We start from the raw sequence: 24811 nt of genomic DNA, 5'->3' as shown, positions 1-24811 counted from the left end.
AGCCTCTTTTAATTTGTCTTCCAGGATCAGTCTTTTTGTACTGAACCGAAAATTTTATCGCCTGCATCGCCAAGACCCGGAACGATATAACCATTTTCGTTGAGACCGTCATCAATAGCTGCTGTGAAAATTGTCACGTCTGGGTGTTTTTCTTCTACTTTTTTAATGCCTTCAGGCGCAGCCACTAAAACCATGACACGAATATCTTTACAACCACTTGCCTTCAATACATCAATGGCTGCGACCAATGAAGAACCGGTTGCCAGCATCGGGTCGATAATCATCGCCAAACGGTTTTGTACATCGGGTACCAATTTTTTATAATAAGTACGTGCTTGCAAGGTTTCTTCATCACGCTCAAGACCCAATACAGAAACTTTCGCACTTGGAATCAGGTTCAAGAAACCATCTAACATGCCAATACCTGCACGCAGAATAGGCACAACGGTAATTTTTTTACCCGCAATGCGGTCTACAGTAACTTTGCCATTCCAGCCGTCAATTTCATGCTCACACATCGGCAAGTCTTTGGTGGCTTCATAAGTCAGAAGCATGGTCACTTCTTGCGCTAGTTCGCGGAAGTTTTTTGTACTGATATCTGCACGACGCAGCAAACCAAGTTTATGTCGGATAAGCGGATGACGGATTTCATGAATAGCCACGGGAGAGTACCTAAAAAAATAAGATAAAATTTCAGCTATTATAAATGTTTTTTATATCTCTTATAAACTAAAAAGCCCCCTAAGAAAGGAGGCTTTTTAGAAAAAACTTATAGTTTTTTTAGATTACTGCTGAGAAAGCATGAAATGCAATGGAGATAAAATCTCCGCTTGAAGCGCCAATTTGATGATTGGATCAGGATAAACACCAATGACCAATACAGCCAATGCCGCAGCAAGCACCATAATACCACCCACTTTCTGACCCCAATGTTTGTCGGCATCAATACGTGGTGTATCTGGCGGAGTCATGTACATCACCACCATCACACGAAGGTAATAGTACAGACCAATACCTGAACCCACTACAATCATGGCAGCAAGGAACCAGTGCTGGGTTGTTACCGCAGCCATCACCACCAGAAACTTACCAATGAAGCCTGCAGTCAATGGAATACCGGCAAGAGACAACATCATGACAGTCAAGGTCGCAGTCAATACTGGACGGCGCCAGAACAAACCACGGTAATCTGCCAGACTTTGTGCTTCATCTGCATTGTTATACGGACTAGACATCAACGCGACAACACCAAATGCACCAATCGTCGTCAATACATAAGTGATCACATAAACAGATACGTTACCCAGGCTTGCATAAGTCATGCTGATTAAACCAATCAGCAAATAACCAAAGTGGGCAATTGAAGAGTAACCCAGAATACGTTTCAGGTTGACTTGACGTACTGCAAGGAAGTTACCCACCAGAATAGAAAGCACCGCAATAATCGTGATGATGGTTACGATTGAATCTACCAGGATTGCACCCGAAGCAAGTAAATAACGTACAAACAAACCAATGGTTGCTACCTTAGCCACAGTCGCAAGGAATGTTGCAATTGGCGCTGGAGCACCTGCATACACGTCTGGCGTCCATTTATGGAATGGCGCAAGAGACAATTTAAATGCCACAGCAAACACGATTAAGCCTAGACCTAAAATCACCATTGGCTGTTTGATGGCTTGCATCAAGGCCTGAACATTGTCATAGAAAGACAATGAACCGGTATAAGCATAGATATATGCCATGCCCATCAACAACATTGCAGAAGCAGTTGCTGAAAGAACAAGGTATTTAATACCCGCTTCTAGCGATTGTGAACGTTGGTGTGTATAAGCCAAAAGACCGTATACAGGAATCGACATCAGCTCAAGGCTAATGAAGAAAGATGCATAATGAGAACTTGCCACCATCAGCATTGCGCCCACTACCGAGCACAGCATCAGGATATACAGTTCTTCACGGTTATCTTGATAGCTTTCAATATAAGCATGTGACAAGGTACAGCAAGCCAGTGCAGCAATCAGGATGACCAGTTGGTAAAGCAAGGTAAACGGGTCAAGCATAAACATGCCCATCACGTTCGCTGGTGCAAAAGCACCACCGAACATTGCAATCAGGACATAGGCTGCAGCAAGGTTCAAGCCGACTACAGAGGCTGTTGCAATTAAATTATGGTTACGTTTAATTGCAATGAGAAGCATCACTACGATCGCAGTTAAAGCCACGATCATCACAGGAGCTAATGGCATAAGCTCGGAAAATGACATTGTGAAGTTCATGGCTTATTGGATCTCCACATTTTGTTGAGATACGACCTGTTGAGTCGCATCGACAACTTCTTGAACTGGGATATAGCTGTTTGCTAACCACGCCATGCTTGAATTTGAAATATCAAGGAAGCTTTGTGGATAGATACCGAGCCATAGTAGACCAAAAGCACACACTAACAAAATAACAATCTCACGCGCATTCAAGTCTTTCAATGGGCTTGTATAATTTTGTTTTTGCTCTTCATTTGGCGTACCAAACAATGCTTTGTGAATCAGGATCAAGCCATAAAGACCTGCCAACACCAAGCTGGTCGCTGCCACAATGGTGAAGGTTGGGAATTTATTGAATGAACCCATCAAAATCAGGAATTCACCAATAAAGTTACCTAAGCCTGGAATACCGACAAGCGCAGCAATAAAGAACATCAGGAAGAAAGCTAGGTACGGGAATTGACCGCGCATACCACCCATTAAACGTAAGTCGCGCGTATGAACACGCTCGTACACTTGACCACACATAATGAACAAGGCAGCAGATGACAGGCCATGTGCCAGCATCATGATCATTAAGCCTTGGAAAGTCAGGATATTACCTGCGTAAAGTGCAAGTAATACAAAGCCCATGTGCGAAATAGAAGTATACGCCAGCAAACGTTTCATATCGGTTTGCTGGAAAGCACACCAGGCACCGTAGAACACACCGACTAAACCGAAGATGATCGCGATATCTGCAAACTGTGCAGAAGCCGCCGGGAAGAATGGCATAACAAAACGCAGCAGACCGTATGCAGCAGTCTTAATCAGGATACCTGCCAAGTCGACAGAACCGGCTGTCGGTGCTTGAGCATGGGCATCTGGTAACCAGCCATGCAATGGGAACACTGGAAGTTTTACAGCGAAACCAATGAACATACAGATCATCAAGGCATAAGCCACTGATGGCAACTGTGCATCAAGCGTATTCGCCACACCTAACAGGTAGTTGTAATCGAAGCCGATCATGCCAGTCATCATGTATCCGTAAACCACAAGGCCTAGAATACCGATCAGCATGATCAAACCTGCTACCTGAGTATAGATGAAGAACTTGGTCGCAGCATAAACACGTGACTTACCGTCTGCTCCCTTATGACCCCATAAGGCAATCAGGAAGTAGATTGGTACCAGCATCATCTCCCAGAAGAAGAAGAACAGGAACAGGTCAATCGCCAGGAATACACCGATTACCCCACCCAAAGACCATAAAAGGTTTAAGTGGAAGAAACCCACGTTCTTTTGAATCTCACCCCATGAACAGCCCACTGCAAGTACACCCAGTAATGCAGTCAAGCCGACCATAAGCAGTGAAAGACCATCCACCGCAAGGTGAATGTTAATGCCAAGGGTTGAAATCCAAGGCAGCATGAATTCGGCAGACCAAGTTGGAACTTTTGCGCCGAGTTCATAGTGATAAGTACCGGAATTCCAAAGCGCAACGGTTAAGCCCAAAGTAATGAGCATACCGAATAACGCAATGTAACGCGGTAGTTTGTCGTCGAGCTTGTCGACGATCCAGCATACAAAACCTGCAATGAACGGTACGAGGATCAGCGCGGGTAAAATCCAGTTGTTTGTGATTTCCATCTTATTTCCCCACTACCTGAATCACGATCAGGATCATCAGCAATACCACTACACCGAGTGACATACTTGATGCGTATTCACGCAATGAACCTGTTTGACGTGAGCTGGTGAAGCTATGACCACCTTTAACAATGGCAGGAAGCACTAACCACAGGCCGTCAATCGGATCACGACCTAAAATTTTCGCGATAAGCAAATATGGTTGTACAAATACGATGTTATACAACGCATCAAAACCAAGTGCATTACGGCAGATATTGGCAAGACCGGCACCCAATGAAGTACGGGCAAAACTTTTCACTGCATTATAAGCAAAGACAAATAATACGATACCTACCACAAGACCAGCCAATGCAATACCCACAGCTGTATATTCCGCACCATGTACACCAGCTTCAAGCGCTTCAGGAATAACAAAAGCTGGAATATTGGCTTTGGTTAATGCAGCTTCTACTGGTGCTTTCAAGAAGTAAGCCAAGCCAGTTGAAAGTACCGCCAAGATACCCAACGGAGCCCAATAAGTTGCACCTTTGATTTCGTGATAAAGCGTGTTTTCTTTACCAAAGAATACAACCCAGATTAAACGGAATGTATAGATTGACGTTAAGAATGCACCCGCAACACCTGTCCAGTATAAGCAATTATATATAGGAAGATTTGCAATGTGGCTTTGTGCCCAAACTGCACCAAGGATGGCATCTTTCGAGAAGAAGCCGATGGTCAAGAATGGAATGGCTGCCAATGCACCACCACCAATTGCGAAGCAGGCAAACAGGAATTTGTTATGTTTGAACAAGCCACCCATTTTGAAAATGTTTTGTTCGTGATGGTAAGCCAGAATCACCGCACCAGAAGACAAGAACAATAATGCCTTGAAGAATGCATGTGAAAGCATGTGGAACAGACCCGCTTGGTATGCTTCAGCACCTACAGCCATAAACATATAACCGAGCTGACTCATGGTTGAGTAAGCCAAGATACGTTTGATGTCGGTTTGAACCAAGGCAGCAAAACCAGCCACAATCAATGTTACCGCACCAGTGATCGAGATAAACATCATCACTTCTGGTGTCATTTCAAACACGGAGAACATACGGCAGCACAGGTAAACACCAGCAGTAACCATTGTTGCAGCATGGATCAACGCAGAAACAGGTGTAGGACCTGCCATTGCGTCTGCCAACCATGTTTGTAATGGAATTTGCGCAGATTTACCGGCAGCACCCAGGAACAACATTAACGATGTCCAGATTGCAAGTGAATGATCACCCGCTAATACTTGAGGTGCATTCGCAACGATTGTACCGATATGCAAAGTACCGAATTGTTGGAAAATCAGGAACAATGCAATCAGCAAGAATACGTCACCAATACGGGTTACGGTAAATGCCTTGATTGCTGCAAAACCATTTTCTGGGTTTTGATAGTAGTAACCAATCAGCAAGTAAGAGCAAAGACCTACGCCTTCCCAACCCAGGAACAATAACGCCAGGTTATCGCCAAGAACGAGCAGCAACATGCTGGCAACGAACAGGTTGAAGTAAGAGAAGAAACGTGCGAAGTCTTCTTCACCGCGCATGTACCATGAGGCAAAGATGTGAATCAGGAAACCTACACCGGTGATCATGCCGGTCATGAGTAATGACAGGCCGTCCAGGTGCAAGCTCATGCCAGGTGCAAAACCACCGACATTGAACCAGGTCCAAAGATGTTGAACCTGAGCTACTGAACCATTGTCTACAAAGCCCATGCCAGCAATCAGTGCAAATAAAGCAGATAAACCGACTGAACCCACACCAATAATGGCTGCCACATTTTCAGGAAGCTTATTGCGCCCCGCCGCCAAGAGGACAAAACCAATGAGCGGAAATAAAATTGTTAAATATAAATAACTCATCCGCGCATCTCACTAGCAGCATCCACATCCAAATGATGGAAGCGATGGTAGAACTGAAGGACGATCGCAAGACCAATACAAGCCTCTGCAGCTGCAAGGGTCAAGATCAGGATGAACATGATTTGTCCATCTGGCTGTAACCATGCACTACCTGCAAGAACAAACGCAAGCGCTGCTGCGTTCATCATGATTTCAAGGCTCATCAACATAAATAGTAGGTTGCGTCGCACCATTACACCGTAAAAACCCAGTGCAAAAAGAATGGTTGCAACGATTAAACCGTGTTCTAAAGGAATGTTGCCCATTATTCTTTTTCCTCTTTTGCACTTGGTTCACGTTTACCTAAGTGGAATGCTGCAACGAGGGCTGCAAGCAATAACATTGCGGCAACTTCTACCAATAGTAAGTAGTGAGTAAAGAGCGCTGTACCTACAGCTTTAGGTCCCACAACTTTAGTGCCCATCACCGGACCTGCGGTTGTGTAATCCGAACCAAGCATCCAGACAAGCACCAAGCCCATCAGGAAACTCATCAATGCTGGATATGCCCATGCAGATGAAGTCAGCCATTTACGTTCCTGTTCAACCGTATGTTGACCAAGATTCAGCATCATCACCACAAACACGAACAACACCATGATCGCGCCGGCATAAACAATAATTTCTAGTGCGCCAGCGAATGGCGCACCAACGATCATGAACATCCCTGCCACAGCAAGGAGGGATACGATCAGGCTTAATAAAGCATGCACAGGATTCGCGTTAGTCACCACACGAACCGTAGAAACAATGGCCACAAGTGCCATCAAATAAAATGGCCACATCATGGTAATAAGCTCCGTACGTCAACTGGTGCACTTTCACGTTGTGCCTGACCTTTATCTTTACCTGCCACTGCCATACCGGTTACACGGTAGAAGTTATAGTCAGGATATTTACCAGGACCTGAAATGAGCAGGTTCTCTTTTTCGTAGACCAAGTCTTGACGAACGTATTCACTTAACTCGAAATCTGGTGTCATTTGAATCGCTGTCGTTGGACACGCTTCTTCACACATACCGCAGAAAATACAACGCGAGAAGTTGATACGGAAAAACTCCGGATACCAGCGACCATCTTCTTTTTCTGCTTTCTGTAAAGAAATACAGCCAACCGGACAGGCAACCGCACACAGGTTACATGCCACGCAGCGCTCTTCACCATCTGGGTCACGTGTCAATACAATACGACCACGGAAACGCGGCGGAACAATTTGTTCAGCTGGCACTTCTGGATAAAGAATAGTGTCACGTTTACGTGTCACGTGGCTGAATACCATCCACAATGAACGTACGATTGACCCGAATCCAGCTAGAATTTTATACATTTTGTACTCCCTGCTGTCCTAGGCCTGATTCATCAGAATCACAGCACCAGTCACCAACAAGTTGACCAACGCCAATGGCAAACAAATTTTCCAACCAAAGTTCATCACCTGATCGTAACGTGGACGCATTAACGAACCACGAGCCAAGACAAACATCATCACAAAGAATGCTGTTTTGATAATGAACCAGAATACTGGTGGAATAAATGGAATTTCTAGGTTAAATGGTGCTAACCAACCGCCAAAGAATAAAGTGACGATCAATGCTGAAATAAGAACCACGTTGACATATTCCGCAACGAAGAACATACCCCATTTCATACCGCCGTATTCGACGTGATAACCTTCCGCCAATTCTTGCTCAGCTTCCGGTTGGTCAAATGGATGACGGTGCGTTACCGCAACACCTGCAACAATAAAGATAATGAAACCCAGGAATTGTGGAATCACAAACCATACATCGCGTTGTGCTTCAACAATTTCACGCATGTTGAATGAACCGGCAATTGCCACCACACCCATCAGCGAGATACCCAGGAACACTTCATAAGAAATGGTTTGAGCTGCAGAACGCAGACCACCCAATAACGCATATTTGTTATTTGAAGACCAGCCACCGAATAGCACGGCATATACTGCGATACCAGCCATTGCCATAAAGAACAACAGGCCGATGCTCATGTCTGCTACGCCCATTGTCGGACTTACAGGAATCACCATGAACGAAAGTACCGCAGTTGCCATGGCAACTGCAGGTGCTAAACGGAAAGTCAGCTTATCGGCAAACTTAGGCGTCCAGTCTTCCTTGAACATGATTTTCAGCATGTCGGCAACGATCTGGAACATTCCCCCGGGACCAACACGGTTTGGACCGTAACGGTCTTGCCATAACGCAAGTAAACGGCGTTCGATGAATGACATCAACGCAGCGACAAGCACCACTACAAGCAAGATCACAATCGCTTGAATCACAGAATAAGCGATTGGCCAGTTCTCAGCCCATAGCGGTGTTTGACGTATAATTTCTTGATTCATGAATTACACTCCTACCGCGACGGATACAGGCTCTGCAAGTGAAACCGTTGGTGCAAGACCAACTGGATAACCGATATAACCTGTCGGCAAATATTCGATCACTTGAACTGGAAGGCTGATTGTCGCCTCACCTGCTTGCACAGTAATTTTTTGACCATCTTGAATGTTCAGACGCACAGCATCCTGTTCGCCTACTGCAAACATGGCTTCAGGAATACGTGATTCCATGGCCGGAGTTTTCACCGTAAATTCACCAGAAGCGAAGATATGATGCATTGGCACTAAACGGAAGCTTTCAGCATTTGCAAGTACTGCTGCTGGAGCAACGAAAGTACGTGCAGGGCGTTTAGCCAAACGATCAAATAAACGAATACCCGAATCACCACCTTTTAGGTGACCACCCACGTGATCCTGGAATTTGTTCCAGGCTTGTGGAGAGTTCCAACCTGCAGACCATGCAAATGGAACCAGTGAAGATGGGGTTTCATTACCCACATAACCTTCCATAGAGAACGTTAATGCAGAATCGACATCGATTGGCTGTTTAGGTTCATGAACAGACAATGGTGCACGCATAGAGGTACGACCAGAGTAACGACGCGGTTCACGCGCAATCTTCAAGCCATGGACACGGTAACCTGCATCTGGTGCTACATCCTGAATAGCTTCAAGTGCCGGAACATTTTTCACTACAGATTCAATGACATCATCCAGCAAGGTCCAGGAAATCGCTTTGCCTTTTACACCGGTTTCAATGGCATGTAACCAGCGCCAAGATTCTTTGATTGCAAGTTCCGGTTTGTAGTAGCTTGGGTCATACACCTGGTAGAAACGTTGTGCACGACCTTCTTGCGATACCACAGTACCATCACCTTCCGCGAAGCTTGCAGCAGAAAGTACGATATTCGCTTTCTTCACAGTTTCGGTTTCAGAGTGATCAAGAACAATCACGTCTTTGCCTGCAAGTGCAGCGTTGACTTGTGCAGCAGGTAAACGACGGTAAAGGTCATTTTCCACAATGATAACAGTGTCATAGTCTTGCGCAAATGCTTGCTCAAGGCTGTTACCACCGAAGATTGCAAGACCCATTGAGTTCACTTCAGGAACAGTCAAGGTCAAACCAGCATTACCCAGATTCTGTGCCACTTGTGCAGCAGCTTCCATAATGGCAGCGTCTTGTAAGCTTGTACCAGAGATGATCAATGGTTTCTTCGCAGCTTTTAAAGTGTCAGCAATAGTTTGAGCAAATGCTTTGGCATCGTCATCTAAACCAGTAACCGCTTCACCTGCAACTGCCGCAGCAACCGCAAAGCCTAAACGTGCAATATCGTTTGGAGAAGCAACCACTTCGCCAGTCGCAACGTCGGCTAAACGCGTTTGAGTCGCAGCAAGAATGTAGATTGGGGATTTTACATCCTGACCAATACGTTGTACCGGTTCAGCCAACCATTCTTGGGTGCGGCGTTCTGCCGCCATTTCTTTGGCTTTGTTTTTCGCAGCCTGACGAACAGACAAGGCCATACGTGGCGCAGTTTGCGTTAAGTCTTCACCTAAAATGAGCACTGCATCATAGCTTTCGATTTCACGCATGGTCGGGTTATAAACACCCTCGGTTTGCATGATCGATGCAGCCAACTCAACCAGGTTTTGCTCTTTTTGAGCCATACCAGTTGAGTAGTTGTCTTGACCAACAAGCTCACGCAATGCGAAGTTCGTTTCAAGCGATGCACGTGGTGAACCAATACCCAGAACTTTTTTGCCCTGAATCTTTTCAATCACGGTATCCAGTGCTGTATCCACTGAAACAGTCGTTACGTTTGCACCATCACGGAATTGTGGCTGACGTGGACGGTCTGCACGGTTCACATAACCGGTACCGAAACGACCTTTGTCACACAGGAAGTATTGGTTTACATCGCCGTTGAAACGGTTTTCAACACGACGAAGTTCGCCATAACGTTCACCCGGAGAGATGTTACAGCCTGAAGAACAGCCTTGGCATACGCTTGGCGCATACTGCATGTCCCACTTACGGTTATAACGTTCAGAGTGAGTTTTGTCGGTGAACACACCTGTTGGACATACTTCAGTCAGGTTACCCGAGAATTCAGATTCTAAAGTGCCTGATTCTGGACGACCAAAGTACACACGTGATGCATTGGCATACACGCCAAAGTCAGTACCGCCCGCATAGTCTTTGTAGTAACGCACACAACGGTAACACGCGATACAACGGTTCATCTCGTGCGCAATAAACGAACCCAATTCCTGGTTGTAATGCGTACGTTTGGTGAAACGGTAACGACGGCGGTCGTGCTGAGTCATCACAGTCATATCTTGTAAATGACAGTGACCTCCTTCTTCACAGACTGGACAGTCGTGTGGATGGTTGGTCATCAAGAATTCAACAACAGATGCACGGAAATCTTTTGCTTCTTTGTCTTCAATCGAGATGTAGGTATTGTCAGCCGCTGGCGTCATACATGACATGACTAAACGACCACGCGTATCTTCAGGATTCGCGTATTGAGTCACGGCACATTGACGGCAAGAACCGACAGAACCTAAGGATGGATGCCAACAAAAGTACGGGATATCAATGCCCAAAGATAAACATGCTTGTAGCAGGTTTTCTGAGCCATTGACTTCGTACGATTTGCCATCGACATGAATTGTAGCCATAGTCGAATTCCTTAAGCTTGTTCTACGGAGCTAACTTGAGCGGCAGCATTTACGACTTTCGCTTCAAATTCGCCACGGAAATGTTTGAGTGCGCCCATAAGCGGTTCCATTGCACCTGGAGCGTGGGCACAGAAAGTCTTACCAATCCAAAGCTTACGAGTCAGTTCTTGTAAGTGATCGATATCTTCTTTCTTGCCTGTACCATCTTCCAGTGCTTTAAGCGCTTTTACCGCCCAAGGTAAACCGTCACGGCAAGGTGTACACCAGCCACATGATTCACGCGCAAAGAATTCTTCCAAATTACGAGTCGCAGACACCATACATTGAGTTTCGTCTACCACCATCAGCAAACACGTACCTAAACGTGAACCCGCTTTCATGATGCTTTCAGCATCCATCGGCAGGTCAATGTGCTCTGCTGCTAGGAAGTCAGTCGATGCACCACCTGGTAACCACGCTTTCAGTTTAAGACCGTCACGCATCCCACCCGCATGGTCTTCAATCACTTCACGCGCAGTGGTACCGAATGGAAGTTCCCAAAGACCCGGGAATTTCACCTTACCTGATGCACCGTAGATTTTGGTACCTGGATCTTTTGATTTGCCTTCAGACAAACCAACGTACCACTCAGGACCACGCAGCATAATCGCTGGTAAGTTGTTGTAGGTCTCTACGTTGTTGACAATTGTAGGACGACCCCAAGCACCTGCAACTTGCGGGAATGGCGGTTTGGTACGTGGATTGGCACGGCGACCTTCAAGCGAGTTAATCAATGCAGTTTCTTCACCGCAGATATAACGACCCGCACCGGTATGCACATGCATTTCGAAGTTCCAGCCAGAACCCAGGATATTTTCACCCAGGTAACCTTTGGCACGAATTTGCTCTAATGCTTCATTCAAGTATTGAGCGGCTTCGATATATTCACCACGGATGAAGATATAACCTTGCGTTGCTTCAAGCGTATAGCCTGCAATCAACATCCCTTCGATCAATTGATGTGGAAGTTTTTCCATCAACAAACGGTCTTTAAAGGTACCCGGTTCCATTTCGTCGGCATTACAGATCAGGTAACGAGGGCCGCCATCATTTGGCGCCATCAATGACCATTTAATCCCTGCCGGGAAACCTGCACCACCACGACCTTTTACAGTCGCAGCTTTAATGACTTCAAGCACTTCTTTCGGTTGCATGCCAAGGGCTTTTTTAAAGCCGGCATAACCTTCCAGCGCTTCGTAATCATCTGCACTACGAACGTGTTCCTGTTTGCTCAAACGCCATGTTAATGGGTGAGTTTCTGGGTTACCGTCGCCATAAATTGGTTTTGGTTCAGTATTCATACATACTTCTCCAATAACTGTTTAATTGAAGTTACTTCAACCAAACCGTGCGTGTCTTGATCAATCATCAGGGTTGGACCTTTGTCACAGTTACCCAAACAGCAGATTGGCAATAAAGTGAAACGACCATCAGCGGTGGTTTGACCAAACTGAATCCCCAATTCACGCTGGAACGCTTCTGCCAGAGTTTCCGCACCCATCAAGAAACATGCGATTGAATCACATAATAAAATTACGTGACGACCGACCGGTTGACGGTAAATACGGTTATAGAAAGTCGCAACACCTTCAAGATCTGCAACACTCATGCTAAGCATTTGAGCAATTGCATTCATTTGTGCATCGTCTACCCAACCATTACGGCGTTGTACACACTTCAGCGCATCTAAACATGCAGCACGCGGGTACGGGTAGTGACCCATGTGATGTTCAATTTCATGGATTTCTTCCGAAGTTAAAATCCCTTCAACATTCACACGTGGCTTTTTATCAGTCAAAATCATCATAATGCGTTTACCCCTTAGCGATCCACGTCAGCCATTACGACGTCAATTGTCGCTAAATAAATGATCAAGTCAGATACAAGACTGCCATTAATCACAGAAGGCATTTGCTGTAAGTGCGTGAAAGTCGGTGTACGGATACGGGTACGGTAACTCATGGTTGACTTGTCTGAAGTCAAGTAATAGTTAGACGCACCTTTTACCACTTCTGCCATCACAGATGCTTCACCTGCAGGCATTACAGGACCCCATGACACGCTCAAGAAGTGCGTAATCAAGGTTTCGATATCTTGTAGTGTCTTATCTTTCGGTGGTGGAACAGCCAGTGGATGGTCTGCTTTGTACGCACCAGACGGCATGTTATCTAGACATTGCTTGATGATTTTCAGTGACTGTTCGATTTCACGGAAGTGAACCAGAACACGTGCATAAGCATCGCCTTCGTACTCAACCGGCACATCGAAATCATAGTTTTCATAACCGCTATAAGGACGGTATTTACGTACATCGAAGTCGATACCTGTCGCACGTAGACCTGTACCAGTTACACCCCAAGCCAATGCAGATTTTGCATCGTATTGCGCAACATTACGGGTACGACCGATAAACACTGAGTTTTTCAGTGCTGCAGTGTAGTACTCGTTCATACGCTTCGGCATCCAGTCCAGGATTTCGCGAATGAGGTGTTGCCAGTTGTTTGGAAGATCGTGTGCAGTACCGCCAATACGGAACCATGCAGGGTGCATACGGTAACCAGTAATTGCTTCGATGGCGTCATAGATTTTTTGACGGTCAGCGAACATATAGAATACTGGTGTCATACCGCCGGCATCTTGAATTGCAGTACCGATATACAACAAGTGGTTATTGATACGGAACAATTCGGACATCATGACACGGATACATTGCGCACGGTCAGGAACAGTGATTCCCGCCAGTTGCTCCACACCCATTACATAAGGCATGTTTTGCGCACAACCACCCAGATAGTCAACACGGTCGGTATACGGAATGAATGAATGCCAGGTTTGACGTTCAGCCATCTTTTCCACACCACGGTGGTGATAACCGATATCAGGCACACAGTCTTTTACTTCTTCGCCGTCCAACTGCAAGATCACACGGAACGCACCGTGCGCAGATGGATGGTTAGGCCCCAGGTTCAGGAACATGAAGTCTTCATCGGCGTTACCGCGTTTTAGACCCCAGTCTTCAGGAACGAAACGAAGGTGCTCCTGTTCAAAGTCCTGCTTGGCCTGGTTCTGCATATACGGTGTATATTCAGTGGCACGTGCAGAATATTCTTTACGCAGCGGGTGACCTTCCCAGTATGTCGGCAACAAGATACGACGGAGCATTGGATGCCCTTCGAAGTTAATGCCAAACATATCGTAAGCTTCACGTTCGTACCAGTTGGCATTTGGCCAAATGTTGGTTGCTGTTGGAATGTTGAGATCACTCTCATTCAAGGCAACTTTAATACGAATGTCAGTATTACGCTCTAGCGACAACAAGTGATAGAACACAGTGAAGTCTGACGCAGGCAAACCGTCACGGTGAGTACGTAAACGCTCATCTACCGCAGACAAATCGAACAGCATCACGTAAGGACGTTCTACTTTCCGCAAGAACATTAAGACTTCTTGCACACGTGCGCGCTCAACCCAGACTGTTGGAAAGTCTTCAAAAGTCGTTTGCACAAAGAAGTTCTCACCAAATTTGGTTTTGAGCTCTTCTATAATTGCAAATGCTGGGCGTGAATCAACAGGCGTTGATTCTGGCATAGCAATGTCAGTTTCAGCCATTGGCTTGGCTTCCTATTCAATACAAATTCAGTCAACCTGAACGACAATTACACCCAGACCGGGTGCATCAATATTTTGTCGCTCGGATTATTTAATTTCATCCATAGAGCGTAAGTTTTTCACGGCAATACGTTCAGCATTCTTACGGTCACGTTCTGGCTGCATCTTTGGCTTATACACTGGCTGAAGATCATCACCAATAACCGCTGAAAGTGGACGGCGCTCTAATTGAATTTGGTCTTGTAACAACATTAATGCTTGCAATAATGCTTCAGGACGTGGCGGACAGCCCGGGATGTACACATCGACAGGGATGATTTTATCCACACCTTGTACAACCGAATAAATGTCGTACATACCGCCAGAGTTTGCACAAGCACCCATTGAAATCACCCATTTAGGCTCTAACATTTGCTCATATAAACGCTGGATTACAGGTGCCATTTTCACGAAGCAGGTCCCTGCAACGATCATTAAGTCCGCCTGACGTGGTGAAGCACGAATAACCTCGGCACCGAAACGCGACATATCATGCACACCCGTCAAAGTGGTTGCATATTCTACGTAACAGCAAGATGTACCAAAGTTAAAGGGCCATACAGAGTTTTTACGGCCCCAGTTTACAGCTGTATGCATTACATCCTCTAAACGAGTCATGAACACATTTTTATTCACTTCTTCTTCAAGCGGATCAGTAACGATTTGACGCTCTTGAAGTGGATATTGATCAGCATTCGGATTCGCACGGGTTAATGTATATTTCATTCCCGGGTTACTCCTTAGTAGATGATGTAGTCGCAGATTTTTTCACACGACCAGATGATTGAGCTGGAATTTGACCTGTAGGATCAACAACCAACTCTTCAATAGAATTGAAGCGTGTAATGTCGGCAAGGTTCATATTTGCTGAACCCACTTTCGATTTCATCACTGCCGCTTTGAGACGATCGGTTGGTGCCCAGTTTAATGCGCCTACAGCAATCGCATAAATCAAAGCAATCAATAAATCGACTACAAAAATTACAACAGTGGTAAAACCGAACCAACCTACTTCACGAACTGATGTAGCCCATGCGTAGAGATACAATGCTTCCAGGTCAAATACCACAAAGAAAATAGCAACCAAGTAGAATTTCGCAGATAAGCGGATGCGTGCTCCACCAGCACCTACCACACCTGACTCAAATTGCTCTTGCTTTGCACGGCCCCATGATTTACCCCCAAGGAGTAAAGGAACTGTGAGCATAAAGACACAAAGAAATGTAACGCCGATCACGAAGGCAATAATTGCCCAATCGTATGGAGTAATGGCACTCATGCGGGGATAACTCCTGGCAGGCCTAATTTATTAACAAAGAATGTATGTATTGGCCTTCAAATACACCAAACACAAAATTAATCCCGTCAATTGTACCTGATTTATGATTTCACTTGCTAGCTCATAAGCCTTAGTCTTTTGGATGATTTTTTCAGCATTATCGCTTTTAATTTACATCTATTCCTTTACACAACACCTTCATCGTTTTATTTAATAAAAACAGTTATTTTTATTAAATTTTCTCACATTAAGATTTTATGAGGAAATATTGCTCACTTATTTTGCAATCCAGAAATACAATTATTGTTGAATATTCTTTCGATTCTAAAAGTTCAGTTTATTTTGAGTATTTATTTAAAAAATGACAGGAATCACAAAAATTGATTAAATTTTCCTACCTATCATCACGATATTAAAAATACCGCCTTTCTGTGCTTTAGAAATTACCTTATATCTTTTGCATTAGCTGCTTTATTCTTGTGGTTTTTTTGCAACACTTTGACATGTGTTTAACAGTTTGTGATATTGGTATTTAAAATTCAAAAAGCGAATAGACAGGAGAAACTATAATGACATTAAAATATGCCCATGAATCTGAATATTTCTTCTTTGCACAACTGTTAGTTCACCATGTGGAAAGATACATCGAGAAACACCCAGATGCTCTGGATGCCATTTTTGACCTGCGTGATATCTATGACCTTTTCCGCCAAGACTTTGCTGCAACCACCACCAATCTCGAAGCTATTTTAAACGTTGCGGATGAATACAAGGTCGAAACATTAAATGGGGACCAGAAATTGATTAGCCATTATGCCATAGATCCCAAAAACAATTCTTTGTTACTAGATCTTAATGCCGATGCACTCGCTAGCTTAAAACAGGGAAAAAGCCTGATTGAACCAGATGCCACCAGTCATGAATAAGACTAAAAAGCACCGAATGCGGTGCTTTTTAGTGTTCCCTATTCTTTAAAATTCTGTCTGTATGGCACCATCAGCCTTAAGGACACCGGTTTTCTTTTTTGCTTTATTAAACCGCTGTACCGGCCACGACATGGTGAAACGAGCCCCGCCTAAAATCGGGCTTTGATCCACCTCAATTTTCCCACCAAACCAGTAAGCAATACGGCTGACAATGGACAAACCTAGACCATAGCCCCCTGAAGCACGGGTACGGCTGTCATCCAGACGGGCAAAAGCTTCAAAAATGCGCTGCCGCTCTTCTTCAGGAATACCGGCACCATCGTCTTCTACCTGAACATAAGCCTGCCCCGCGTCATTGATACCACCACTGACAAGCACTTTATGATCACAATAGCGAACCGCGTTGCCAACCAGATTTTGTACTACACGATGCAAGTAACGCCGCTCAGCATCGACCACCACACTAATAGGTGGTGCTTTGAGTTCAATTTCTTTTTGAGTTTTAAGTGCCTCGGTTTCAATCACCACCTGATCCAGCACTTCAAACAGCACGATTTTTTCAAAATCTAAAGAAGGTGTGCCCTGCTCCAGTTTTGCATAGGTCATGATTTCATCAATCAAGGTATTGAGCGCTTCAATATCTTTATCAATCTGTTCAACCTGTTGTAGGCGATACTCATAGTCATCTTCTTCGGCCAACATTTCCATACCAAAACGGATACGTGCTACAGGTGTTCGCAGTTCATGCGAAACTGCACGCATCAGCTCGCGCTGTGCTTCAATCAAACGCTGAATATGATCAGACATGCTGTTGTAATTGGTCGCCAGACTGGCCATTTCATCGGTACCATCGACCGGTAAACGCAAGGTCATGTCGCCCGATTTCATACGATGCAAGGCATAATTCACTTCACGTAAACGACGCTGCATCGGCACCAGCAACCCATACACCCCAAGGCTTAACACAAATAGACTCAGCAAGGTAATGCCCGCAGCCAACTGGAAAGGCATCCAGTTAAATAAAGGTACAGGCCCTAAAACCAGCACCTCGGAAGGTGAGCTGGGCATAGGAGAAACGATCGAGATGGTGGTACCCCGAACCGAGGCATTATCACGGTACAAAATAATACTGTGATCCAAGCGAAGCCGGCCGATTTGTTCAGAATCAAGCGGCAGGTTTTGCACTTTTTCAATGGCAATCGGATAAGAAAAATTCGATTGAATTTTGGCGAGATACTCTTTTTCTTGCCCAGGGTAATACACCAGATAATCCAGAATGAAAATAGGTAAGGCTTTCATCTGACGCTCGCCTATTTTATTCACTTTTACATACAGCAAATGCTGAGGATCATCTTTCAGACCAATAATGATATAAGCAATGGAGTTTTCTGCATCATAACGAACGGCTGCTTTACGCTCTTCAATCCGTTTTCTCTCGGTACGCGATAAATCCACCCTAGCCGCATCAACATAATAGATCGGCAGCTCCAGCAAATCGGAAGCATCAGAAATCCAGTCTTTTTTCTGCTGTTCATTCGGCTGTCGGGCAATCCCTTCACTAATGATATAAGAAATACCATCGGTCAACGACTCACGATATTCTTGCGCACGCTGATAATTGATGATTTGTACCAGCAGATAGCCAAATAAGGCAACCAAGGCCACTAAAATCACTAATCCTGCATAAATGCGCAAGAATATACTGTGTTTAAACACGTAGTTGTCCTATAAAATTAGCGAGCGGGCAGAGATTAAAGACCGGTTTCTTTAACGAACAGATAACCTTTACTGCGTACCGTTTTAATACGTTTTGGATTTTCAGGATCATCGCCAATTTTTGGACGGATACGTGAGATACGCACGTCAATTGAACGGTCCTGACCGTCATATTCAATACCGCGCAGACGCTCAAAAATGTCTTCACGGGAAAGAATACGACCCGCATTTGAAGCCAACAACCATAACAGGTCGTATTCCGCGCTGGTAAAGTCAACCAGCTCACCATTCAAGGTCACTGATCGTCCACCATTATCAATCACAAGATCATCAAATTCTATGCGTTGAGCCACTTCATCTTCAGGAGCCTTGTCGGTACGGCGCAGCAAGGCACGAATACGGGCAAGCAATACACGGGGTTGAACAGGTTTTGCGACATAGTCATCTGCCCCCATTTCCAGACCTAAAACCTGATCCATGTCTTCAGTACGTGCTGTCAGCATTAAAATCGGCTGATGATAATGTGGACGTACTTCACGACAAATGGTCAAACCATCCGCACCCGGTAACATGACATCAAGTACCACCAAATCTGGCTGTTCAGCGATGATACGGCGGATTGCACGATTACCGTCAGGTTCTACCCCAACCTCCAATCCGTTACGGATAAGGTATTCTTGAGTCAAACGCGCAAGACGTTCATCGTCTTCAACAATTAAAATTTTAGGTAACTTTTCTTCTTGGCTCATAAAATGCCCCTTTATATGGATTAAGCTATCCTTAAAAATCCGTTGGATAGGCTTTAATATCTTCAGCAATATACACACGTTTACATTGTAAACAAGATGCTGTTCACCAAACTGATACATCAAAGTAGCATTTTGTTATATTTTTTTTAAACATTGAATTTATTGAATTTTTCATATTCTAGTAATTTTTAGGCTATTTATAGAAATATTTAGCTACAAAATGTCTATTTTTTTAAACCGCCTGTCTGTTTGCACAGTTTCTGACTAGTTAGATAGCTTCTTTTAAGTTATCCACAATGTTATCTATAAGCACATTTTTTTAGCTTTGTTATGCTATGCCTTGCCTGATAAGGCTTATAGAAAAATCAATAAAAATAGCAATATTTTTACAGAGATTAATGCATGTACTAAGAAAAATATTTAGCAAAATGTCAATATTGATCTACCCTAAATTTTCCCGTATCTTGTGTTCAATTAATTTTAAAACCACTAGGTCTTGTGTTTATTCCTCAAATACTGTGGCATAAAATTTGCCCGGTTCAAACGGTCCATAAACATAAAAATAGATGACAATGGAGCTATGCTAAATGAGCGTAATCACTTCAACTCCTGGTCAACTTCAGGTGATTAAACGCACCGGTGATGTTGCCACTTTTGACGCAGAAAAAATTTCTGTAGCGATTGGTAAAGCTTTTTTGGCTGTAGAAGGCCAGCAAAGTGCAGATTCTAGCCGTATTCATGATCGTATCGAGCAACTGACTGAAATGGTAATGAATACGTTTAACCGTCGTTTACCGTCAGGCGGCACAATTCATATTGAAGAAATTCAAGACCAGGTTGAACTTGCGCTGATGCGTACTGGTGAACAAAAAGTTGCACGTGCGTATGTCATCTACCGCGAACAACGCTCTGAAGCACGCAAACAGACCGGTGCTCATCATCATCCGACGTTACAAGTGACTACTGCAAATGGTCAGCTTAAACCGCTTGACCTGGGCGCACTAGAAGCACATGTGGCAAAAGCAGCTGAAGGCCTAGAAGGTATTGACGTTAAAGCCATTGTCGATGAAACCGTGAAAAATCTGTATAACGGCGTAAAAGAATCTGACATCGCTACAACGATGATGATGGCGACACGTACCCGTATTGAACAAGAACCAAATTATACCTATGTGACTGCACGTTTACTTCGTGACAATCTGGTTGCTACAGGTTTAGAGTTCTTGGGCCTATCTACAGACACCAACGAAGGCGATGCTTTAGAGACTTTCCTTAAGAAAGGGATCGAGCTTGATCTTCTGTCACCAGAATTATTGAATTTTGACCTTGCGAAACTGGCAGCGGCGATTCAACCAGAACGCTCAAACCAGTTCACCTACTTAGGTCTGCAAACCTTATTTGATCGTTACTTCATTCATTCAAATGGCATCCGTTTTGAATTACCGCAATTGTTCTTTATGCGCGTTTCAATGGGGCTGTCGTTAAATGAAGAAAACCGTGAAGAGCGTGCAATCGAGTTCTATAACTTATTGTCTAGCTTCGACTACATGGCCTCTACGCCGACCCTGTTCAACTCTGGTACTTTGCGTCCACAGTTGTCGAGCTGCTACTTAACCACGATTGCCGATGACCTTTATAACATTTATGGCGCAATGCGTGATAATGCCATGCTGTCTAAATGGGCTGGCGGTTTAGGTAATGACTGGACACCTGTTCGTGCATTGAACTCATATATCAAAGGCACCAACGGTAAGTCGCAAGGTGTCGTACCTTTCCTTAAAGTGGCCAACGATACTGCCGTTGCGGTAAACCAGGGTGGTAAACGTAAAGGTGCGGTATGTGCATACTTAGAAACCTGGCACTTGGATATCGAAGAGTTCCTTGAACTGCGTAAGAATACCGGTGATGACCGTCGCCGTACCCATGACATGAACACAGCAAACTGGGTTCCAGACCTGTTCATGCAACGTGTATTTGAAGATGCTGAATGGACATTGTTCACGCCATCTGAAACACCAGATCTTCACGATTTAACCGGTCAGGCATTTGCAGAACGCTATGCTTATTACGAAAGCATTGCCAAAGAAACCGACATGCTGCACAAGAAAGTGCGTGCCAAAGACTTGTGGCGCAAAATGCTTTCTATGCTGTTTGAAACAGGTCACCCTTGGATCACATTCAAAGACGTATGTAACTTGCGTTCACCACAACAACACGTGGGCGTAGTGCATTCATCTAACTTGTGTACAGAAATCACGCTAAATACAAACCAAGACGAAATTGCGGTATGTAACCTGGGTTCGATCAACCTGGTACAACACGTTCAAGGTGGTGTACTAGATCGTGAAAAATTGGCGCGCACTGTAAAAACAGCTGTTCGTATGCTCGATAACGTGATCGACATCAACTACTACGCAGTTCCGCAAGCGAAAAATTCAAACTTGAAACACCGTCCGGTCGGTATGGGTATCATGGGCTTCCAGGATGCTTTATATGAAATGAAACTGGCTTACGGTTCTGACGAAGCTGTAGATTTCGCTGATGAATCTATGGAAGTAATCAGCTACTACGCTATTCAGACTTCTAGCGATCTTGCGATTGAACGTGGTACTTACGAAACATTTAAAGGATCACTTTGGGATCAAGGTATCCTGCCAATCGATTCTTTAGACATCGTTGCGAAATCACGTCCAGAACGCATGTTTGAAGTTGACCGTACACAACGTTTGGACTGGGACAGTTTACGTGCCAAAGTTCAAAAAGACGGTATGCGTAACTCGAACGTGATGGCGATTGCTCCAACTGCGACTATTTCGAACATCTGTGGTGTTTCTCAGTCTATCGAACCGACATTCCAAAACTTGTATGTGAAATCTAACCTTTCTGGTGAATTCACAGTGATTAACCCGTACCTGGTACGTGCGTTAAAAGATCGCGGTCTTTGGGATTCAGTTATGGTGAACGACCTGAAACACTTTGAAGGTTCTGTACAAAAGATTTCTCGTATTCCTGAAGAGCTTAAAGCGATCTTCGCGACTGCGTTCGAAGTTGAACCACGCTGGATTGTAGATGCTGCATCACGCCGTCAAAAATGGATCGACCAGGCTCAATCTCTTAACCTTTACATCTCTGGTGCAAACGGTAAGAAACTTGACCTGACTTACAAAATGGCATGGTTACGTGGTCTTAAGACGACTTATTACCTCCGTGCATTGGGTGCAACTTCTGCCGAGAAATCGACCATTAATACGGGTGCATTAAATGCCGTTAAACCAGCCACTGTTGCAGCACCTGTTACTGCTGCGGTAGCGCCTGAAGTGAAAGCTGAAGAAGACGGTTTTGCTCAAGCAGCACCAGTGCCAATGGCATGTTCAATCGATAATCCTGATTGTGAAGCTTGCCAGTAATCTGACAGGTTTTAAATCCTCCCCCTTGCGAAGCATTGCTTCTCACCTTTAATAAAGGAGGGAGAAAGTCCCTCTTTTTAAAGAGGGATTTAGGGAGATTAAAAATTTAGGCAATAAAAAAGCCCTCTAGCGTCCGTCAAAACTAACTAGAAGGCTTTCAATCTCGAAATGATACCAAGATGGTCATGACGAGGCTGGCATATGATAATGCGTGAGCGATTCTATCATTGAATTAGTTTATGAGCCAGTAAGAGTCATCTTGATTTTGTATCAAGGAGTACTGAGCATGGCTAATAATCAAAAAGCGGCTCGAAGTGCTATCACTGGTCAATACGTTACTTTGGAATATGCTAAAAAGCACCCAAAGACCACGGTTGTTGAAACAGTGAAGCCAGCAAAATCATCTAAAAAATGATTAAGCATGAATCCTAGTTTCGACTAGGATTCACAAACTAAAAGTAAAAGGAACCCACCATGCTCCATATGACCCATAACTACATGTTAGGACTTGCAGTACTGGTGTTTGCCTTTGTTTTCTTTTACACGCCTATGGTTTATGCGTTTTTAGCCATTCGTAAACAGCAGCGTAAGCAAAATAAGTCGTGAGGATATCTGTCCTATCGAACAAGATTAGAGCAGTGATCGGCAAAACTTAATTTTGCTTACACAATTTAAGCGTATAGTAGACATCTTCGTTTGTGAGATGTCAGATAACGGATATAAGCAACGAAGAGAGAATTGATATGTCTATCCTAAGTTGGGACGATTTCGAAGATGATTCGCAAAAACCGGCTGCACCTGAACACAAGTCTGCGCCCGTCGAACCGCAAAAAGCGGCTCATACACAGGTGGTATCTGATGCACACAACGCACCGTCGCATGTGGCAACTGCACAACCCCTTAGAGCCACTCAAAACCGAGGATCAAATCCAACCGATTCATTGGCAAGAGCATCTTCTTCCCTAGAGAACCTTGATGTTGCTCCAGGTCTGGAAGAGCTTGAAATGGGCGCTCAGCGTGTACAGGTTGATGATAAAGCCATGATCAACTGTCGTGCTGACCTGAACCAACTGGTTCCATTCAAATACGAATGGGCTTGGCAAAAGTATCTGGACGGTTGTGCCAACCACTGGATGCCGCAAGAAGTCAACATGAACCACGACATCGCGCTTTGGAAGTCTGAAAATGGCTTAACTGAAGATGAACGTACCATCGTGATGCGTTCGCTCGGTTTCTTCTCGACTGCCGATTCACTGGTTGCAAACAACCTGGTACTGGCGATTTACCGTCACATCACCAACCCTGAATGCCGTCAGTATATCTTACGTCAAGCATTTGAAGAAGCGATTCACACCCATGCTTATCAGTACTGTATCGAGTCGCTAGGTATGGATGAAGGCGAAGTCTTCAACATGTACCGCGAAGTACCGTCAGTAGCGCGTAAAGCCGCTTGGGGCCTGAAATATACCCAGTCTTTAAGTGACCCTACGTTCAAAACTGGTACTCCTGAAAACGACCAGATTTTGCTTCGCAACCTGATCGCGTTCTACTGTGTTCTTGAAGGTATTTTCTTCTACTGTGGTTTCAGCCAGATTTTGTCTATGGGCCGTCGTAACAAGATGAACGGTGTTGCCGAGCAATTCCAGTACATCCTGCGTGATGAGTCTATGCACCTGAACTTCGGTATCGATATGATCAACCAGATCAAGATCGAAAACCCAGGTTTATGGACGACTGAATTCCAGGAAGAAATCATCCAGATGATTCTTGAAGGCACCATGCTTGAAATCGAATACGCACGTGACACCATGCCACGCGGTGTACTTGGCATGAATGCTGCGATGATGGAAGAATACCTGAAGTTCATCTGTAACCGTCGTTTAGCGCAACTTGGTTTGCCTGAACAATTCGCTGGTGTGAATAACCCATTCCAGTGGATGTCGGAAATGATGGACTTGCGTAAAGAGAAGAATTTCTTCGAGACGCGTGTTACGGACTATCAGACCGGCGGTGCGTTAAGCTGGTAAGAAATATAAAAAGCCATCATGCGACACAAGGTTTGTCAAAAACGACACATTGTTTGTCATAAGACGACGCATTGTTTGTCATAAAAAACCGCCATTAATGGCGGTTTTTTTTCTAAAAGAGAAATTAAATTTATGAGATACAAGACCA

General features: G+C 44.6%; 21 protein-coding genes. 5 read left to right on the top strand and 16 right to left on the bottom strand.

Translation table 11 applies throughout. The features are described 5' to 3' along the window. Positions 1–26: 26 nt before the first annotated feature. From upp to ndhC, 14 genes are all read right to left on the bottom strand, one after another. Positions 27–662, bottom strand: coding sequence for a uracil phosphoribosyltransferase (gene upp, locus ABJ384_RS03525; protein WP_349928867.1), 636 nt, complete (start codon positions 660–662; stop codon positions 27–29). Positions 663–785: 123 nt separating this feature from the next. Further along, positions 786–2279: an NADH-quinone oxidoreductase subunit NuoN gene (nuoN, locus tag ABJ384_RS03520; RefSeq protein WP_349928865.1), complete on the bottom strand. Its 1494-nt coding sequence runs from the start codon at positions 2277–2279 to the stop codon at positions 786–788. 3 nt (positions 2280–2282) lie between these two features. Continuing rightward, positions 2283–3887 (bottom strand): NADH-quinone oxidoreductase subunit M, encoded by a 1605-nt coding sequence (gene nuoM, locus ABJ384_RS03515; RefSeq protein WP_349929700.1) that lies wholly within the window; start codon positions 3885–3887, stop codon positions 2283–2285. A gap of 7 nt (positions 3888–3894) precedes the next feature. Continuing rightward, positions 3895–5790, bottom strand: a complete 1896-nt coding sequence (nuoL, locus tag ABJ384_RS03510) for an NADH-quinone oxidoreductase subunit L (protein WP_349928863.1) — start codon at positions 5788–5790, stop codon at positions 3895–3897. After that, complete coding sequence (gene nuoK / locus ABJ384_RS03505) at positions 5787–6095, bottom strand: NADH-quinone oxidoreductase subunit NuoK (protein ID WP_004651041.1); 309 nt, start codon at positions 6093–6095, stop codon at positions 5787–5789. Before nuoK ends, nuoL begins: the two co-directional genes overlap by 4 nt. Next, positions 6095–6613, bottom strand: a complete 519-nt coding sequence (nuoJ, locus tag ABJ384_RS03500) for an NADH-quinone oxidoreductase subunit J (RefSeq protein ID WP_171521992.1) — start codon at positions 6611–6613, stop codon at positions 6095–6097. The genes nuoK and nuoJ overlap by 1 nt, the downstream gene beginning before the upstream one ends. After that, a complete protein-coding gene (nuoI, locus tag ABJ384_RS03495) occupies positions 6613–7155 on the bottom strand; it encodes an NADH-quinone oxidoreductase subunit NuoI (RefSeq protein ID WP_086196032.1) in 543 nt (180 codons plus the stop codon). The genes nuoJ and nuoI overlap by 1 nt, the downstream gene beginning before the upstream one ends. Positions 7156–7173: 18 nt before the next feature. Further along, on the bottom strand, positions 7174–8190 hold the full coding sequence (nuoH, locus tag ABJ384_RS03490; protein WP_086196033.1) for an NADH-quinone oxidoreductase subunit NuoH: 1017 nt from the start codon (positions 8188–8190) through the stop codon (positions 7174–7176). Between the two features lie 3 nt (positions 8191–8193). After that, the gene (nuoG, locus tag ABJ384_RS03485) at positions 8194–10872 is read right to left on the bottom strand and encodes an NADH-quinone oxidoreductase subunit NuoG (protein ID WP_349928860.1); all 2679 of its coding nucleotides are present in this window, start codon (positions 10870–10872) and stop codon (positions 8194–8196) included. Between the two features lie 11 nt (positions 10873–10883). Next, on the bottom strand, positions 10884–12212 hold the full coding sequence (gene nuoF / locus ABJ384_RS03480) for an NADH-quinone oxidoreductase subunit NuoF (protein WP_349928858.1): 1329 nt from the start codon (positions 12210–12212) through the stop codon (positions 10884–10886). Next, positions 12209–12718, bottom strand: a complete 510-nt coding sequence (gene nuoE / locus ABJ384_RS03475; protein ID WP_086196036.1) for an NADH-quinone oxidoreductase subunit NuoE — start codon at positions 12716–12718, stop codon at positions 12209–12211. Before nuoE ends, nuoF begins: the two co-directional genes overlap by 4 nt. A 14-nt stretch (positions 12719–12732) precedes the next feature. Further along, positions 12733–14520, bottom strand: coding sequence for an NADH-quinone oxidoreductase subunit C/D (gene nuoC / locus ABJ384_RS03470; RefSeq protein WP_086196037.1), 1788 nt, complete (start codon positions 14518–14520; stop codon positions 12733–12735). Positions 14521–14607: 87 nt separating this feature from the next. Then, positions 14608–15285 carry an NADH-quinone oxidoreductase subunit B gene (locus tag ABJ384_RS03465; RefSeq protein ID WP_086196038.1) on the bottom strand — a complete coding sequence of 226 codons (678 nt, stop codon included), beginning with the start codon at positions 15283–15285 and terminating at the stop codon, positions 14608–14610. A 7-nt stretch (positions 15286–15292) separates the two neighbouring features. Then, positions 15293–15838, bottom strand: a complete 546-nt coding sequence (gene ndhC / locus ABJ384_RS03460) for an NADH-quinone oxidoreductase subunit A (RefSeq protein WP_086196039.1) — start codon at positions 15836–15838, stop codon at positions 15293–15295. Between the two features lie 569 nt (positions 15839–16407). Between ndhC and ABJ384_RS03455 the strand changes: the two genes are divergently transcribed. Then, positions 16408–16764 (top strand): hypothetical protein, encoded by a 357-nt coding sequence (locus tag ABJ384_RS03455; RefSeq protein ID WP_349928855.1) that lies wholly within the window; start codon positions 16408–16410, stop codon positions 16762–16764. 45 nt (positions 16765–16809) lie between these two features. Here the strand turns inward: ABJ384_RS03455 and bfmS are convergent, their stop codons facing one another. Both bfmS and bfmR read right to left on the bottom strand, forming a co-directional pair. After that, positions 16810–18480 carry a sensor histidine kinase BfmS gene (gene bfmS / locus ABJ384_RS03450; protein WP_349928853.1) on the bottom strand — a complete coding sequence of 557 codons (1671 nt, stop codon included), beginning with the start codon at positions 18478–18480 and terminating at the stop codon, positions 16810–16812. A gap of 35 nt (positions 18481–18515) precedes the next feature. Further along, positions 18516–19229 (bottom strand): response regulator transcription factor BfmR, encoded by a 714-nt coding sequence (gene bfmR, locus ABJ384_RS03445; RefSeq protein ID WP_086196042.1) that lies wholly within the window; start codon positions 19227–19229, stop codon positions 18516–18518. A gap of 587 nt (positions 19230–19816) precedes the next feature. On the opposite strand from bfmR, the gene ABJ384_RS03440 reads away from it, so the two are divergent. The 4 genes from ABJ384_RS03440 (at position 19817) to ABJ384_RS03425 (ending at position 24663) form a co-directional block, all read left to right on the top strand. Next, positions 19817–22636 carry a ribonucleoside-diphosphate reductase subunit alpha gene (locus ABJ384_RS03440; RefSeq protein WP_349928850.1) on the top strand — a complete coding sequence of 940 codons (2820 nt, stop codon included), beginning with the start codon at positions 19817–19819 and terminating at the stop codon, positions 22634–22636. A 286-nt stretch (positions 22637–22922) separates the two neighbouring features. After that, positions 22923–23051 carry a hypothetical protein gene (locus ABJ384_RS03435; protein ID WP_261183115.1) on the top strand — a complete coding sequence of 43 codons (129 nt, stop codon included), beginning with the start codon at positions 22923–22925 and terminating at the stop codon, positions 23049–23051. 59 nt (positions 23052–23110) lie between these two features. Continuing rightward, positions 23111–23242, top strand: coding sequence for a preprotein translocase subunit YajC (locus ABJ384_RS03430; RefSeq protein ID WP_349928848.1), 132 nt, complete (start codon positions 23111–23113; stop codon positions 23240–23242). Positions 23243–23379: 137 nt separating this feature from the next. Beyond that, complete coding sequence (locus ABJ384_RS03425; RefSeq protein ID WP_086196045.1) at positions 23380–24663, top strand: ribonucleotide-diphosphate reductase subunit beta; 1284 nt, start codon at positions 23380–23382, stop codon at positions 24661–24663. Positions 24664–24811 lie beyond the last annotated feature (148 nt).

This window comes from Acinetobacter sp. A1-4-2, assembly GCF_040233925.1.
Classification (GTDB): domain Bacteria; phylum Pseudomonadota; class Gammaproteobacteria; order Pseudomonadales; family Moraxellaceae; genus Acinetobacter.
The sequence above is the reverse complement of the archived record's forward strand: the minus strand, read 5'-3'. Positions and strand labels throughout refer to the sequence as shown.